The 14,943-nt window shown below is 68.2% G+C and carries 14 protein-coding genes; 2 read left to right on the forward strand and 12 right to left on the reverse strand.

Features of this window, described 5'->3' with window-relative positions; genetic code table 11:
- Position 1: 1 nt before the first annotated feature.
- The 8 genes from ACSFBE_RS19780 to ACSFBE_RS19815 all read right to left on the reverse strand — a co-directional run bounded on the left by ACSFBE_RS19780 (position 2) and on the right by ACSFBE_RS19815 (position 6,976).
- Positions 2–967 (reverse strand): ParB/RepB/Spo0J family partition protein, encoded by a 966-nt coding sequence (locus ACSFBE_RS19780; RefSeq protein WP_435492128.1) that lies wholly within the window; start codon positions 965–967, stop codon positions 2–4.
- 5 nt (positions 968–972) lie between these two features.
- Positions 973–1,530 carry an RBBP9/YdeN family alpha/beta hydrolase gene (locus ACSFBE_RS19785; RefSeq protein ID WP_435492129.1) on the reverse strand — a complete coding sequence of 186 codons (558 nt, stop codon included), beginning with the start codon at positions 1,528–1,530 and terminating at the stop codon, positions 973–975.
- 2 nt (positions 1,531–1,532) lie between these two features.
- Positions 1,533–2,387: a ParA family protein gene (locus ACSFBE_RS19790; RefSeq protein ID WP_435492130.1), complete on the reverse strand. Its 855-nt coding sequence runs from the start codon at positions 2,385–2,387 to the stop codon at positions 1,533–1,535.
- A gap of 13 nt (positions 2,388–2,400) precedes the next feature.
- Positions 2,401–3,015, reverse strand: coding sequence for a LysE family transporter (locus ACSFBE_RS19795; RefSeq protein ID WP_435492131.1), 615 nt, complete (start codon positions 3,013–3,015; stop codon positions 2,401–2,403).
- Between the two features lie 81 nt (positions 3,016–3,096).
- Positions 3,097–3,735, reverse strand: coding sequence for a 16S rRNA (guanine(527)-N(7))-methyltransferase RsmG (gene rsmG, locus ACSFBE_RS19800; RefSeq protein ID WP_435492132.1), 639 nt, complete (start codon positions 3,733–3,735; stop codon positions 3,097–3,099).
- Positions 3,732–5,696 carry a tRNA uridine-5-carboxymethylaminomethyl(34) synthesis enzyme MnmG gene (gene mnmG / locus ACSFBE_RS19805; protein WP_435492133.1) on the reverse strand — a complete coding sequence of 655 codons (1,965 nt, stop codon included), beginning with the start codon at positions 5,694–5,696 and terminating at the stop codon, positions 3,732–3,734. The genes rsmG and mnmG overlap by 4 nt, the downstream gene beginning before the upstream one ends.
- Positions 5,697–5,864: 168 nt before the next feature.
- The gene (locus ACSFBE_RS19810) at positions 5,865–6,788 is read right to left on the reverse strand and encodes a transglutaminase-like domain-containing protein (protein ID WP_435492134.1); all 924 of its coding nucleotides are present in this window, start codon (positions 6,786–6,788) and stop codon (positions 5,865–5,867) included.
- 2 nt (positions 6,789–6,790) lie between these two features.
- Positions 6,791–6,976 carry a DUF1328 family protein gene (locus tag ACSFBE_RS19815; RefSeq protein ID WP_435448422.1) on the reverse strand — a complete coding sequence of 62 codons (186 nt, stop codon included), beginning with the start codon at positions 6,974–6,976 and terminating at the stop codon, positions 6,791–6,793.
- A gap of 193 nt (positions 6,977–7,169) precedes the next feature.
- Between ACSFBE_RS19815 and gstA the strand changes: the two genes are divergently transcribed.
- Complete coding sequence (gstA, locus tag ACSFBE_RS19820) at positions 7,170–7,778, forward strand: glutathione transferase GstA (RefSeq protein ID WP_435492135.1); 609 nt, start codon at positions 7,170–7,172, stop codon at positions 7,776–7,778.
- 17 nt (positions 7,779–7,795) lie between these two features.
- Here the strand turns inward: gstA and ACSFBE_RS19825 are convergent, their stop codons facing one another.
- Entirely contained in the window at positions 7,796–9,337 is a 1,542-nt protein-coding gene (locus tag ACSFBE_RS19825; protein WP_435492136.1) for a cryptochrome/photolyase family protein, read from the reverse strand.
- A gap of 123 nt (positions 9,338–9,460) precedes the next feature.
- Between ACSFBE_RS19825 and ACSFBE_RS19830 the strand changes: the two genes are divergently transcribed.
- On the forward strand, positions 9,461–10,564 hold the full coding sequence (locus ACSFBE_RS19830; protein ID WP_435492137.1) for an alkene reductase: 1,104 nt from the start codon (positions 9,461–9,463) through the stop codon (positions 10,562–10,564).
- On the opposite strand, the gene ACSFBE_RS19835 is transcribed toward ACSFBE_RS19830, so the two are convergent.
- Genes ACSFBE_RS19835 through ACSFBE_RS19845 form a run of 3 tightly spaced genes read right to left on the reverse strand, consistent with a single transcriptional unit; the run spans position 10,546 to position 14,889 of the window.
- Positions 10,546–11,934: a sensor histidine kinase gene (locus ACSFBE_RS19835; protein WP_435492138.1), complete on the reverse strand. Its 1,389-nt coding sequence runs from the start codon at positions 11,932–11,934 to the stop codon at positions 10,546–10,548. The two genes, ACSFBE_RS19830 and ACSFBE_RS19835, sit on opposite strands and share 19 nt — an antisense overlap.
- Positions 11,931–12,623 carry a response regulator transcription factor gene (locus tag ACSFBE_RS19840; RefSeq protein WP_435492139.1) on the reverse strand — a complete coding sequence of 231 codons (693 nt, stop codon included), beginning with the start codon at positions 12,621–12,623 and terminating at the stop codon, positions 11,931–11,933. The genes ACSFBE_RS19835 and ACSFBE_RS19840 overlap by 4 nt, the downstream gene beginning before the upstream one ends.
- 31 nt (positions 12,624–12,654) lie before the next feature.
- Positions 12,655–14,889 carry a heavy metal translocating P-type ATPase gene (locus ACSFBE_RS19845; protein WP_435492140.1) on the reverse strand — a complete coding sequence of 745 codons (2,235 nt, stop codon included), beginning with the start codon at positions 14,887–14,889 and terminating at the stop codon, positions 12,655–12,657.
- Positions 14,890–14,943: the final 54 nt, after the last annotated feature.

Consider the following 14,943-nt stretch of genomic DNA (forward strand, 5'->3'; position numbering starts at 1 on the left):
CTTAGCTCGCAGTACCGCGCAAGCGGTCAATCAGGCCGTTCAGCGCTTCGAGCGAGCCGAAATGGATGGCAAGCTCACCGCTCTCCTCCACCTTGCCGCCGCGCTTGCTGCGCTTCTTGATGCGCACCTCGACCTCGGCCGTGAGCAGATCGGCGAGCTCTTCCTCGACGCGCTGCAGATCGCGCGACTTCTCGGCATTGCCGCGGCGCGGCGACGGCGTCAAGCTGAACTCGGCGGCCAGCTTCTTCACCAGCGCCTCGGCTTCCCGGACCGACAGTTTCTTGGCGGCGATCTGGTTGGCCGCCGTGATCTGCGTGCCGCGATCCAGCGACAGCAGCGCGCGGGCGTGGCCCATGTCGATGTCGCCCGCCATCAGCATCGCCTGCGCCGGTTCGGCCAGGTTGAGCAGTCGCAGCAGGTTGCTGGCCGCGCTGCGCGAGCGGCCCACGGCCTGCGCCGCCATTTCGTGAGTGAGCCCAAACTCTGCGACCAGGCGTTGCAGGCCCTGGGCCTCCTCCAGTGGATTCAGGTCTTCGCGCTGGATGTTCTCGATGAGCGACATGGCCGCGGCCGCCTCGTTCGGCACATCGCGCACCAGCACTGGCACGCTGTCCAGCCCGGCCAGCTTGGCGGCACGGAAGCGTCGCTCGCCGGCGATGATCTCGAATTCGGCATCTTTCGCAGTGGCCGACTCGGCATCGAGCCGGCGCACGAGGATGGGCTGCATGATGCCCTGCACCTTGATGCTCTCGGCCAGCTCGTACAGCGCGCCCTCGTCCATGCGGGTGCGCGGCTGGTAGACGCCGGCGACCATCTGGTCGAGCTTCAGCGTCGTCGGATTGGCGGCCGCGGCGCCATTCGAGGCAGCGGCGGCATCGCCGTTGCCACTGTCACTGCTCCCATTGAATGTGGGGCCCAACAGGGCTTCGAGTCCGCGGCCGAGGCCCTTGGGTTTCTTGGTGGCCATCGAGGTCAATCTTGGTTGTCGTTCAAAAAGTCGTCGAGCAACGCCCGGCCTTCGGGCCAGTCGCCCAGGCCGGATTCGCCATTGAGGTGGCCGCCGCGGCCACGGTCGACGAAGCGTGCACCCCAGTCCGCGGCCATCTGGCGCGAACGCACGGCGTCGCAATAGGGATCGTCGTTGGCGGCGACCAGCAGCGCCGGGAACGGAAGCGGCTGGCGCACGATGGGCGCCCAGCCGGGGATCATCTGGCGCAGATCGTCGCGTTCGAGGTCACCCGGCGCCACCAGAAAGGCGGCGCGCACGCGACGCGTGTGACGGGAATGGGCGGCCCAGGCCGCGACGAGGATGCAGCCCAGGCTGTGGGCGGCCAGCACGACCGGACCGGGTGCGGCCAGCACCGCCTCCTCGAGGCGTGCCGACCAGTCCCCGCGCTTGGGCCGCAGCCAGTCGTGCTGGTCGACGCGGTGGTCGCCGTAGACCGCCTCCCACCGGCTTTGCCAGTGCGCCGCATCGCTGTTCTGCCAGCCCGGTAGCAGAAGAAGGGTTGTGGGGGTTGGGCCGTCCATCGTCAGATCGGCCCGCCGTCGGCGCTCTGGAGAGTGGTGGGCAGATCGATCGGTGCCGGCACCGGCGGGGCCGAGGGCGCGAAGGCGCTGGCAGGCGGCATCTTGGCCACCAACTCTTCCGCGAAGGCAAGGAAGGCCTGGCTGCCGCGCGCGGCCGGGTCGAAGATGACGCCCGGCAACCCGTAGCTCGGCGCCTCGGCGAGCCGCACGTTGCGCGGGATGACGGTGTCGAACACCTTGTCGCCGAAGTGCGCCTTGAGCTGCTCGCTCACCTGCTGCTGCAGCGTGATGCGCGGATCGAACATCACACGCAGCAGTCCGATGATCTGCAGGTTCTTGTTCAGATTGGCATGCACCTGCTTGATGGTATTGACCAGGTCGGTCAGCCCCTCGAGCGCGAAGTACTCGCACTGCATCGGCACGATGACGCCGTGCGCCGCACACAGGCCGTTGAGCGTGAGCAGGCTCAGGCTCGGCGGACAGTCGATCAGGATGAAGTCGTATTCGGCACCGACGGCGGCGAGCGCGGTGCGCAGGCGCTTTTCGCGCCGGTCGAGCGCGACCATCTCCACCTCGGCACCGGCCAGTTCGCGGTTGGCGCCCAGCACGTCGTAGCCGCACTTCTCGGCCGTCACCCGCGCCTCCGCCACCGATGAGGACTCGAGCAGCACGTCGTAGACGGTGGTTTCCAGCTGCCGCTTGTCGATGCCCGAACCCATGGTGGCGTTGCCCTGGGGGTCCAGATCGATCATCAGGACCCGCTGGCCGACCTTCGCCAGGCCGGCGGCCAGGTTCACGGTGGTGGTGGTCTTGCCGACGCCGCCCTTCTGGTTGGCGATGCAGAAAATCTTGGCCATGGTGCGGTCCTTCTCAGCGCGACACGGCGAGCTTGACGCCGAAGCCGATCAGGAAGATTCCGGCCAACTTCTGTAGCGTGGCCGAGATGCGTGGGTTGGCACGCATGCGCTCGGCCAGAAAATGCGTGAGCAGCGTTGCGGCCAATCCATAGGCGAAGGTGAGCACCGCGATCGTGAGCGCCATCGCGCCGAAGGTCACCACACCCTGATGGCACACCGGGTCGACGAAGAGCGGGAAGAAGGCCATGTAGAAGACGATGGCCTTGGGATTCAGCAAGGTGATGAAGAAGGCCTGCCGCGCGAACTGGCGCGGGTGGATGTTCAGGATGGGTGCGGCACCGGGCTTGGCCAACAGCATCTTGAAGCCCAGCCAGGCCAGGTAGGCGGCGCCCAACCAGCGCACCGCGTGGAAGGCGGCCGGGTAGGCGGCCAGCAGCGCGGCCACACCCGCTACAGCCATCCACATGAGCACCTGGTCGCCTGCAATCACCCCCAGGGTGGCGGCCAAACCGCCGCGGATACCACCCTTCCCCGTCGAGGTGATCAACGCCAGATTGCCTGGGCCTGGAATCGCGAGAAACAGAACGATGGCCGCAACGAAAGCGCCGTAATCAGCGATGCCGAACATGGGGAGTGCCTGAAGAAAGGGAGCGTCGAGTCTAAGTCAGCCCCGGCGCGGCGGCGCCCTCTTCCAGTGCTCGTTGAGGTCTCAATGCGCGGCTTTTCGCGCCCAGACGATGCAGCGCTCAGCATCGAGGCCGGGCACGGTCAGTTGTTCCACGTGAAACACATCCACGCCCGCGGGCAGTGCGGCCAGCTCGTCCGCCGGCACCTTGCCCTTCATCGCAAGCCAGACACCCTCCTCCGCCAGCAGCTGCATCGAGCCGTTGTAGAAGTCGGGCAGCGAGGCGAACGCCCGGCTGCTGATGACGTCGTACGCGCCGGTCAGCATCTCGACCCGCGCGTGCAGGCCGCGGAGGTTGGGCAGCTTCAGTTCGGCCGCCACCTGCTGCACGAAGGCGGTCTTCTTCGCCACTGCGTCGAGGCAGGTGACATCGACTTCGGATCGCATGATGGCGATCACCACACCCGGCAGCCCGGCGCCGGCGCCGACGTCCAGCAAGCGCGTTGGGGCCGCTCGCTCACGCTTCAGCGGCGAGATGACTGAGAGGCTGTCCAGCAGGTGGTGGGTCATCACCAAATCCGGGTCGCGCAGCGCCGTCAGGTTGTAGACCTTGTTCCACTTCAAGATCAGCGCGCCGTAGGCGAGCAGACGCTCGCACTGGCGCTCGTCCAGGCTCAAACTGAGCGCGGCTGCACCGGCTCGCAGCGTTGCCTCGGCGCTCATTCGGCCGCAGAGGCAGAGGCCACAGCCAGATCCACATCCGCGTCGCGTGCGAACGCGCGGTGTCCGCCCTTTCGCAAGTGCACCATCAGCAAAGAAATCGCCGCGGGCGTCACCCCTGAAATGCGGGACGCCTGGCCCAAGGTTTCCGGGCGCTGGCGCGTCAGCTTCTGCCGCACCTCGAAACTGAGCGCGGGGACCTGGCCGTAGTCGAAATCGTCGGGCAATCGGAGGTTCTCGAAGTGCGCCGCACGCTCGACCTCATCATGTTGGCGGTCAATGTAGCCGGAGTACTTGGCCGAGATCTCGACCTGCTCCACCTCGGTCACCTCGAGGGCTTGGGCCGGCGCGTACTTCCCGCCGTCCAGCGACATGAGCGACGCATAGTTCACATCCGGACGACGCAGCAGGTCGCCAAGGTTGTACTCGTGCTCTATCGCCTTGCCGAGTACGCGCACCGACTCACTGGCGGGCAGGTTCCGAGGATTCACCCAGGTCGACTTCAGCCGCTCTGTTTCACGTGAAACAGCGTCGCGCTTTCGGGAGAAGGCCTCCCACCGCGCGTCATCGACCAAGCCCAGGCGGCGGCCGGCTTCGGTCAGCCGCATGTCGGCGTTGTCCTCGCGCAGCTGCAGCCGGAACTCGGCCCGGCTGGTGAACATGCGATAGGGCTCGGTCACGCCCTTGGTGATCAGGTCGTCGACCAGCACGCCCAGGTAGGCTTCGTCGCGGCGCGGCAACCAGGCTTCTTCACTACGGCACTGCAGCGCCGCATTGACGCCGGCGAACAGGCCTTGGGCTGCCGCCTCTTCGTAGCCGGTGGTGCCGTTGATCTGGCCGGCGAAGAACAGGCCGCGGATGGCACGCGTCTCGAAACTGCTCTTGAGCTCGCGCGGATCGAAGTAGTCGTATTCGATGGCGTAGCCGGGCCGCAGGATGTGTGCATTTTCCAGGCCGGCCATCGAGCGCACCAGTTGGTACTGGATGTCGAAAGGCAGACTGGTCGAGATGCCGTTGGGGTAGTACTCGTTGGTGGTCAGCCCCTCGGGCTCCAGGAAGATCTGGTGGCTGTCCTTGTCGGCAAAGCGGTTGATCTTGTCCTCGACGCTGGGACAGTAGCGCGGCCCCACCCCTTCGATCTTGCCGGTGAACATCGGACTGCGGTCGAAGCCGGAGCGGATGATCTCGTGCGTGCGTGCGTTGGTGTGCGTGACCCAGCACGCCATCTGCTGCGGATGCATGTCGGCCCGGCCCATCGTGCTGAACACCGGCATCACATCGGTGGCGCCGCCTGGCATGCCGTCGCCCGGCTGCTCGGCGCACTTCGAAAAATCGATGCTGCGCCCATCCAGCCGGGGCGGCGTGCCGGTCTTCAAACGGCCTTGCGGCAGCTTGAGTTCCTTGAGCCGCGCCGACAGGCTGATCGCAGGCGGGTCCCCTGCGCGCCCGGCCTGGTAGTTGTTCAGCCCGACGTGGATGCGCCCGTCCAGGAAGGTGCCGGCGGTGAGCACGACCGTACGCGCCCGGAAGCGGATCCCGACCTGCGTCACCGCCCCGACCACCCGGTCCCCCTCGATCATCAGGTCATCGACCGCTTGCTGGAACAGGCTCAGGTTCGGCTGATTTTCCAGCATGCGCCGAATCGCCGCCTTGTAGAGCACCCGGTCGGCCTGGGCGCGGGTGGCGCGAACCGCCGGGCCCTTGCTCGAATTGAGGATGCGGAACTGAATGCCCGCTTCGTCGGTGGCCAATGCCATCGCACCGCCGAGGGCGTCCACTTCCTTCACCAGGTGCCCTTTGCCGATCCCGCCGATCGACGGGTTGCAGCTCATCTGGCCCAGCGTCTCGATGTTGTGGGTCAGCAGCAGCGTCTTCGCGCCCATGCGGGCGGCCGCCAGCGCGGCTTCGGTGCCGGCATGGCCGCCGCCGACGACGATCACATCGAATTCTTCGGGATACAACATGGTGGGTGGCAAACGCACGCCTGCGCTGCGGGGACTCTGCAAGAGAGGGGGCGCTGATTTTAAGCGCCCTGCCCCGGCTATGCGGCCTGTGGGGGCACCTGGGTGCCGCAACACAAACGCCCGCACAGCCTCTGCCAGCGCTGCTTTTATGCTATAAATTTAATAGCATCAACCGATGGCGGCAATACCGTGTGCGGCACTCAGTGCACGATCGTCCGCCGCACCGGGCGTCACCGGCACCGGCTTCTCGATGCCCAGTACCGTCCCGGTCGGCGCCGGCGCCACGGTCACCGGCGCACTTTCGTCCTGGTACTCGCGCACGGTCAGGGCTTTGCCGGTCATCGAGACCGGTCCAAAGAGGGTGCAGAAGGCCACGTCTTTCGCGTCGCGCCCGGTGCCCACCCGAACCAGCCGGTCGACGGGCGCCATGCGCGTCGGGTCGAACAACACCCACTGGCCGCCGATCCAGGCCTCGAAGATGGCGTGGAAGTCCTGCGGCGGTTCGTCGAAGTACACATAGCCCACCACCAACCGGGCCGGAATGTTCAGCGCGCGGCAGAAGGTGATGCCCAGGTGCGCGAAGTCGCGGCAGACCCCGGCCCGCTGCACGAAGGCATCCCGCGCGGTGGTGGTCGAGTCGCTGCTGCCGGGCTCGTAGGCAATGCTCTCGTGGATCCAGTTCACGATCGCCTGCACCCGGCCGATGCCCTGCGGCAGGTCGCCGAAGAGCTGCTGCGCCGCGCGCGCCATCAGGTCGGACTCGCAATAGCGCGTCGGCATCAGGTAGTGCACCAGTTCGTTGGGCACCTCGTTGACCGGTGCCTCCTTCAGGTCGACCGGCACATGGACGAAAGACCGCTGCACGCTCGCGGTGTAGCGGATCCTGAGCGGGCCAGGGGCGGCATCGAAGCGGAAGAAGCGGTTGCCGCTGCCCTCGTCGCAGAAGGCGTGCATCTCAACGGCCGGCTCGATCGTCAGGTTCTCACGCAGCACCGCCTGCGCGCCCCCACGCGCCGCTTCGATGTTGAGTACCAAGTGCGAAGGTGCTGCGACCTCGTAGTCGAGAACGGCTTCGATGTGGGAGAAGTGCACGGTCAGTCGATCGCTTTTCGGACTGCGCCGACGCCCAGCGCAGCCAGCACCAAGAAGACCACCGTGAGCACCAGGAACAGGCCGAACAGCACCTTGGCGATGCCCGCCGCGCCGGCCGCCACGCCGCCGAAGCCGAGCGCACCGGCAATCAGTGAAACGATGGCGAAAATGATGGCGTACTTCAACATGCGAACTCCTCGTCGGCGACACCACGCCGCCGTGAAAAGCAGCTTAGGTCGGCAGCCTGGCGACCGGATAGTCGCGCCGCCCAAGCCACCGTAGGACAAAAACGCAGCGACGCGAAAGCGCTACGATCGACGCACGAAGCGCGCATATGCGCGCATTCGACGCCATCAACCCCGACCACCCGGAACCTCTCGCATGAAGCTGTACTACTCCCCCGGCGCCTGTTCGCTCTCTCCCTTCATCGCCCTGCACGAAGCCGGCTTGGCCTTCGAGCCGGTGCTGGCCAGCACGAAGAGCCACAAGCTCCAGGACGGCACCGACTACTACGGCATCAACCCGCTCGGCTATGTGCCGATGCTCGAACTCGACGACGGCACCCGCCTGCGCGAAGGCCCGGCGATCGTTCAGTACATCGCCGATCTGGCGCCGCTGAAAAACCTCGCCCCGGCCGCCGGCACGCTGCAGCGCTATCGCCTGCAGGAATGGCTCACCTTCATCGGCACCGAAGTCCACAAGGGCTTCAGCCCCCTGTTCAATGCGGCGATGCCCGAAGAAGCCAAGACCATTGCAAAGGAACGCCTGAAGACCCGCTTCGCCTGGCTGGAGAAGGAAGTCGAAGGCAAGGAATTCCTGATGGGCGAACACTTCGGCGTGGCCGACGGCTACCTGTTCACCGTGCTCAACTGGGCCAAGCCGACCGGCGTCGACCTGACGCCCTATCCGAACCTGCTGGCATGGCACGCCCGCGTCGGCGCACGTCCGGCGGTACAGGCTGCGCAGAAGGCCGAGAGCCAGGCGAAGTAGCGCAGCGGCGCGGGCGCTCAGAGCGCGTCCGGCTGCGCGCGCATGCGCTCGGCCGTCGCGCGGATGGACGCCACCTCGTCGGCACCGAAGCGTGCGAGGTTCTTCACCATCATCACGGTTCGCGGGTTGCGTTCCAGCATCGGCGCATGGCGCGCCACAAAATCCCAGTACATCACGGTCATCGGGCAGGCATCGTCGCCGCGGCGCGAGGCCGGCTTGTAGCGGCAGCCCGCGCAGTAGTTGCTCATGCGGTTGATGTAGGCACCGCCCGCTGCATACGGCTTGGTCACGAAGCGCGCGCCGTCGGCGTACAGCGCCATGCCGAGCGTGTTGGGTGCCTCGACCCACTCCACCGCATCGACGTAGACCGACAGATACCAGGCATGCACCTGCGACGGCGCCATGCCGAAGGTGAGCGCGAAGTTGCCCGTCACCATCAGCCGCTGGATGTGGTGTGCATAGCCCGTCGAAAGCGTCTGGCCGATGGCGTGCTTCATGCAATTCATCTGCACTTGGCCGGTCCAGTACCAGTCGGGCAGCGGCGCCGTGTGCTTGAGCGCATTGGCCTCGAGCAACGCCGGCATGCGCCACCAGTACACGCCACGGATGAACTCCCGCCAGCCGAGGATCTGGCGCACGAAGCCCTCGACGGCCTCGATCGGTGCGGCGCCCTCGTCGTAGCGCGCGACTGCTGCATCGATGACCTCGCGCGGATCGAGCAGCTTGAGGTTCAGCGACGACGAGATCAGCGCGTGGTAGAGGAAGGGCTCGTCTTGCCACATCGCGTCCTGGAAGCGGCCGAAGTCCTGCAGGCGATGCGTGACGAAGTCCGCCAGCGCCTCCAGCGCCTGGGCCCGCGTGACCGGCCAGTCGAAGCCGTCGACGCTGCCATAGTGGTTGCCGAAATGCTGTTCCACGTCGGCGATCGCCGTTCGCGTGATGGCATCCGGCGGAAACGACGGCGGCCGCGGCAGCAGGCCGGGCCCCTGCCGGTCAAAGGTGCCGCGGTTCTCGGCGTCGAAGTTCCACTGCCCGCCGATCGGCTCGCCGTCGGGCTGCATCAGCACCTGGTGGCGCACGCGCATGCGGCGGTAGAAGGCCTCCATCACCAGGCGCGACTTGCCGCGCGCGTCGTCGATGAAGTCGCGCCGTGCACACAGGAAGTGCAGGTCGTCGCGCAGGTCGACCCGTACACCCGCTGCTGTGCACGTCGCGAACACGGCCTGCTCCAGCCGCCACTCACCCGGCTCGACCAGCACCAAGGCCTCGGGTGCGTAACGTGCCAGCGCATCGGCCAGGGCCTCGGCAATGGTGTCGAAGGCGTGGCTGCCGAGCAGCAGGTAGTCGAGTGGCCACGTCTGCGCCCGCAGGTCTTCAGCGAAATGCCGCATCGCCGACAGGAACAGCGCGCTGCGCATCTTGGTGCTCGGCACATGCGTCGATTCGGCCGGCGCCTCGACCATCAGCACCCGGTCGCATGTCGGGTCGAATCGCTGGAAGGCAGCGCTTCGCACGCTCAGCTGATCGCCGAGCACCAGCACCAGGTGTCGCAGTCTCATGCGCTGCATTCTGCGGGCGGCCCGCGCACGGCGCCTACACCAAAGGCGACAACCCCGCCACAGCAAGGATCGGCGAGCCGGCTTAGTCTCGAGCCGTCGTTCAACTCGCAACCCAACAACAAGATGCCAACCCTCTTCGATCCCGTCCAGGCCGGGGGCCTGCAACTCGCCAACCGCATCGTGATGGCGCCCTTGACGCGCAACCGTTCGCCCAACGCGATCCCGCTGCCCATCACCGCGACCTACTACGAGCAGCGCGCCAGCGCCGGCTTGCTCATCACCGAAGCGACCGCCATCAGCCACCAGGGCCAGGGCTATTCGGACGTGCCGGGCCTCTACGACACCGAGCAGCTCGACGGCTGGAAGCGGGTGACCGATGCGGTGCATGCCAAGGGCGGCAAGATCGTGGTGCAGCTGTGGCACGTCGGCCGCATCTCGCACACCGACCTGCAGCCGGACCACGGCAAGCCGGTCGCGCCTTCGGCCATCACGGCCAAGAGCAAGACGGTGCTGATCAAGGACGGCGTGGCCAGCTACGTCGAGACCTCCGAGCCGCGCGCACTGAAGGCCGAAGAGCTGCCCGGCATCGTCCACGCCTACGCCGTTGCCGCGCGCAACGCGGTGGAGACGGCCGGCTTCGACGGCGTCGAAGTGCACGGCGCCAACGGCTACCTGCTCGACCAGTTCCTCAAGCGCGGCAGCAATCAGCGCACCGACGACTACGGCGGCAGCATCGAGAACCGCGCCCGCCTGCTGCTCGAAACCACGCGCGCCGTCGTCGACGCCATCGGCGGCGGCAAGACCGGCATCCGCATTTCACCGGTGACACCGGCCAACGACGTGCACGACCCGGAACCGCAGCCGCTCTTCGAGTACGTCGTGAAACAGCTCGCGACGATGAACCTGGCCTTCATCCACGTCATCGAAGGCGCCACCGGCGGCCCGCGCGAGATCGACGACCGCCCCTTCGACTACGAGGCGCTCAAGGCCGCCTACCGCCAGGCCGGCGGCAAGGGCGCCTGGATGGTGAACAACGGCTACGACAAGCCGCTGGCCGAGACGGCCGTGAAGGAAGGCGACGACCTCGTGGCCTTCGGCAAGCCCTTCATCGCGAACCCGGACCTGGTGCGCCGCCTGCGCGAGAACGCGCCGCTGAACGCGCTCGACAAGGCCACCATGTACGGTGGCGGCGAGAAGGGCTACACCGACTACCCGACGCTCGGCTGATCGGTCCCCGGCGCGAAGGCGAGGGTCACGCGCAGCCCGCCGCGCGCATCGGCATCTTCCAGGGTGAGCTGGGCGTCGAGCAGTTGTGCATAGCGCGCGACGATCGACAGCCCGAGCCCGGCCCCCTGCCCCAGGCGCTGCCCGTCGGCCCCCTGGGCCCAGCGCTGCATCAGCGCCTGCCGTGAGTCGGCTGGAATGCCCGGCCCGTCGTCCACCACGCTCAGCACCGTGCCCTCGAGCTCGACCGTCAAGGTGCGACCGCCATAGCGCAGCGCGTTGTCCAGCAGGTTGTCGAGGATGCCTTCGACGAGCGCCGCGTTCGCCAGCACCGTGACCGGCGCACCGTCGAGTCCGCCGGCACCCAGGTCCACGCCCAGCGCGTCGGCACGGGCCAGGTGCCGCATCACCGCTTCTTCCGCCAACCGGTCCAGCCGCACCGGCACCCGCTGCAGCGCGGTGCGTCCTTCGTCGGCCAGCGCCAGCCCCAGCAGTTGGTCGACCAGATGGCTGGCGCGCGCCTGGCTGCCCACGATGCGTTCGAGTTGCTCGCGCCACACCGTCGGGTCCTTGTGCCCCAGGCCGTAGTCGGCCAGGGCGCGGATGCCCGCCAGCGGAGTGCGCAACTCGTGCGCCACGTTGCCGGCGAATTCGCGCTGCGCACGCACGCTGTGGGCAACCCGTGCGAACAACGCATTCATCGCATCGCCCAGGCGCTCGAGTTCGTGCGAGCTGCGTGCCACCGGCACCGGCGACAGATCGTTGGCGTCACGCCGGTCGAGCGCCGCCTCGAGTTCCCCCAGCGGCCGCAGTTCGCGGTCGATGCCGCGCCACAGCCAGACGGCCAGCACCGCGAGCAGCAGCAGCTGCGGCACCAGGGCGTACACCACCAATCGCTCGACCAGCGCCGAACGTGCCCGCGTGGTCTGGGCCACCAGCACGCGATAGGGCGCGGGCGTCGCCTGATCGAGCACCACCGCGCGCAGGGACTGGCCCTGAAAGACGATGTCGGAGAAGCGGTGCGACGCGCCGCCTTCGGGCACTGGCGCCATCAACCCGCTTTCGCCCGCCAGTCGGCGGCCGTCGGTCTGCAGCACCGCGAAATGCACGGCTTCGGTCTGGTCGAAGAGCACCGCCCGCAGCTCCCGGGGTGTCAGCAGCAGTTCGACGCTGCTGGCGGTGGCACGCACGTTGGCGGACACGGCGTACGCGTCGTCGAGCAAGGTGCGGTCGAAGGCCTGTTCGGTGAAGCTGTTGGCCACCACCAGCGCCACGCCTGTGCCCAGCAGCCAGGTCAGTGCCAGCGGCAGCAGCACGCCGCGCAGCACGCGCTGCGTCAGCGACGGCGCGGCGGTGCGCGCCGGAAGGCTCACGATGCCTCGGCTTCCAGCAGGTAGCCGATGCCGCGCAGCGTACGAATGCTTGCCCCGCTGCCCACCAGCTTCTTGCGCAGCCGCGAGATGAAGGCCTCGAGCGCGTTGTCGCCCAGGGATTCGTCGAAGCTCGACAGCTTGTCGGACAGCTCGCGCTTGCTCACCGTGCGGCCGGGCGGGCTCATCAGTTCGCACAGCACCTCGAACTCGCGCGCCGGGAGGTCGAGCGGCACGCCCGACACGCCGAAGCGCCGCGCCTTGCGGTCCAGCCGCAGCAGGCCCAGCGTCGAGACGTCGTCGATGCCCTGCGCCCGGCGCACCAGGGCGCGCAGCCGTGCCTCGACCTCGGCCAGGTCGAAAGGCTTGCCGAGGTAGTCGTCGGCCCCGGCATCGAGGCCGGTGATGCGTTCCTCGGTGCGGTCGCGCGCGGTCAGCACCAGCACCGGTGTGCGATCGCCGCGGCCACGGGCCTGGCGCAGCACCTGCAGGCCGCTGGCCAGCCCGCTGGTGGGGCTGGGCGTGGCCGGCAGGTTCAGGTCGAGCAGCACGGCATCGAAAAGCTGTACGCGCCAGAGGTGGTCGGCGTCTTCGACGTTGGTGGCCAGATCCACGCGGTGGCCAGCGTCGCGCAGGCTGCGCAGCATGACGTCGTGCAGCACGGCATCGTCTTCGATCAACAGAATTCGCATGGAAGGAAAGTGCGGCAGGAGGTCTGCGTTTCTACACCAGCTCGGACCCTCGACGGCGGCCCTTCGGTTGCCAGCGCCGCAGCAGCAGCGCATTGGCCATCACGCTCACGCTCGACGCCGCCATCGCGGCACCCGCCACCACCGGGCTCAGCAGGCCGAAGGCCGCGAAGGGAATGCCGACCACGTTGTACGCGAAGGCCCAGAACAGGTTCTGCCGGATCTTCGCCACCGTGCGCGCGGACAGGTCGAGCGCATCGGCCACCAGCGACAGGTCGCCGCGCATCAGCGTGATGCCGGCCGCTTCCATCGCGACATCGGTGCCGTTGGCCATGGCGATGCCTACATCGGCGGCGGCCAGCGCCGGTGCGTCGTTGGCACCGTCTCCCACCATCGCGACGATGTGGCCGCCCTCGCGCAGCGCCGCGACCTGCGCCGCCTTGTCGGCCGGCAGCACGTCGGCGCGCACATCGCCGGGTGCGATACCCACGCGTGCGGCCATGGCTTGCGCGGCATGCAGGTTGTCGCCGGAGATCATGACCACGCGCAACCCACGCGCCTGCAGTGCCGCGACGGCTTCGGCGGCCCGCGGCTTCGGCTCGTCGCTGAAGGCCAGCAGCGCCTTCACCTGCGGCGCGCCATCTGCGGCGAATACGAGCAGCGCCGACACCGTGGCACCGCGCCGCTGCAGGCGTTGCACGGCCAACGCGTCAGGCACCGCACCGAGTTCCTCGCACCAGCGCAGACTCGCGATGGCCCATTCCGAGGGACCGACGACGCCGCGCACGCCGCGCCCCGACTCGGCGCGCAGGTCGCGCGCCGCCGCCGCGTCGAGCCCGGCCTTCGCCGCCGCATCGAGCACCGCCTTGGCCAGCGGATGCGTGCTGCCGCGCTGCAGGCTTGCCGCCGCGGCGAGCAGGTCGTTGGTCGCCTCACCGCCATTCGGCACCAGCGCGGTCAAGGCCGGCGTGCCCAGCGTCAGCGTGCCGGTCTTGTCGAAGGCCACGGTGCCGACCCGGTGCGCCAGTTCGAGCGAACGCGCGTCCTTGATCAGGATGCCGTGCTTCGCTGCCACACCCGTGCCGGCCATCACCGCCACCGGCGTGGCCAGCCCGAGCGCGCAGGGGCAGGCAATCACCAGCACCGCAACCGCATGCACCAGCGCGACCTCGCTGCCCGCACCGGCCATCAGCCAGGCGACCCAGGTCAGCAGCGCAATAACCAGCACCACCGGTACGAAGACCGCCGCCACCTTGTCGACCAGCCGCTGGATCGGCGCCTTGGCCGCCTGCGCATCTTCGACCAGCCGGATGATGCGGGCCAGCACGCTCTCGGCACCGACGGCGCGCACCTCGACCACGAGACGGCCAGCGCCGTTCAGCGAACCGCCGGTGAGCGCATCGCCCGGCCCCTTGGCCACCGGCAGCGGCTCGCCGGTGAGCATCGACTCGTCGACCTCGGACCGACCTTCGAGCACACGCGCGTCCGCGGGGATGCGCTCTCCGGCGCGCACAGCGAGCGTGTCGCCCTTCATCACTTCGGCCACGGGCACGTCGGTTTCCTTCCGCGGCCCAACCAGATGCGCCAGCTCGGGCCGCAGCTGCTGCAAGGCACGGATGGCCGACGTGGCCTGTCGCTTGGCGCGCGCTTCGAGCCACTTGCCCAGCAGCACCAGCGCGATCACGACCGCCGAGGCTTCGAAGTAAAGGTGCGGCATCTCGCCCGGCGACGCACGCCACCAGAGCCACAGCGACAAGCCGAAGGCCGCGCTGGTGCCCAGCGCCACGAGCAGGTCCATGTTGCCGGTGAGCGCGCGGGCCGCATGCCAACCGGCGCGATAGAAGCGCGCGCCCAACCAGAACTGCACCGGCGCAGCCAGCAGCAACTGCCACCACGGCGAGAGCATCGCGTGCACGCCCAGGGGCTGCAGCAACATCGGTGCAAGCAAGGGCACCGACAAGGCCAGGCCGGCCGCGACCGGGAAGAAGCCGGCCCACGGCGAGGCATCGGCCGCCGCCTCCGCAGCCTCGGCGCTGCGCGGCTCGTAGCCGGCGCTGCGCACCGCGCGCCGCAAGCGCACGTCGATGTCCGCATCGCCCTTCGCATCGACCAGCACGCGCGCACTTTCGGTCGCGAGATTCACGTTGGCCTCGCGCACGCCCGGCACCTGCTGCAACGCCCGCTCCACGCGAGCCACGCACGACGCGCAGGTCATGCCGCCGACAGAAAGGTCGAGCGTGTGCGGCGAAAGGGTGTGGGCATCGTTCATGGGCGCAAGCCTAAAGCCTCACATCGTGGCAAGGTCAAGGCATTGATTGCTTGA

Source organism: Variovorax sucrosi, assembly GCF_051216635.1.
Classification (GTDB): domain Bacteria; phylum Pseudomonadota; class Gammaproteobacteria; order Burkholderiales; family Burkholderiaceae_C; genus Variovorax.

Coding starts and splice junctions, on each gene's coding strand:
- ACSFBE_RS19780 (WP_435492128.1), bottom strand. CDS start 967: ATGGCCACCAAGAAACCCAAGGGCCTCGGCCGCGGACTCGAAGCCCTG.
- ACSFBE_RS19785 (WP_435492129.1), bottom strand. CDS start 1,530: ATGGACGGCCCAACCCCCACAACCCTTCTTCTGCTACCGGGCTGGCAG.
- ACSFBE_RS19790 (WP_435492130.1), bottom strand. CDS start 2,387: ATGGCCAAGATTTTCTGCATCGCCAACCAGAAGGGCGGCGTCGGCAAG.
- ACSFBE_RS19795 (WP_435492131.1), bottom strand. CDS start 3,015: ATGTTCGGCATCGCTGATTACGGCGCTTTCGTTGCGGCCATCGTTCTG.
- rsmG (WP_435492132.1), bottom strand. CDS start 3,735: ATGAGCGCCGAGGCAACGCTGCGAGCCGGTGCAGCCGCGCTCAGTTTG.
- mnmG (WP_435492133.1), bottom strand. CDS start 5,696: ATGTTGTATCCCGAAGAATTCGATGTGATCGTCGTCGGCGGCGGCCAT.
- ACSFBE_RS19815 (WP_435448422.1), bottom strand. CDS start 6,976: ATGTTGAAGTACGCCATCATTTTCGCCATCGTTTCACTGATTGCCGGT.
- gstA (WP_435492135.1), top strand. CDS start 7,170: ATGAAGCTGTACTACTCCCCCGGCGCCTGTTCGCTCTCTCCCTTCATC.
- ACSFBE_RS19825 (WP_435492136.1), bottom strand. CDS start 9,337: ATGAGACTGCGACACCTGGTGCTGGTGCTCGGCGATCAGCTGAGCGTG.
- ACSFBE_RS19830 (WP_435492137.1), top strand. CDS start 9,461: ATGCCAACCCTCTTCGATCCCGTCCAGGCCGGGGGCCTGCAACTCGCC.
- ACSFBE_RS19840 (WP_435492139.1), bottom strand. CDS start 12,623: ATGCGAATTCTGTTGATCGAAGACGATGCCGTGCTGCACGACGTCATG.
- ACSFBE_RS19845 (WP_435492140.1), bottom strand. CDS start 14,889: ATGAACGATGCCCACACCCTTTCGCCGCACACGCTCGACCTTTCTGTC.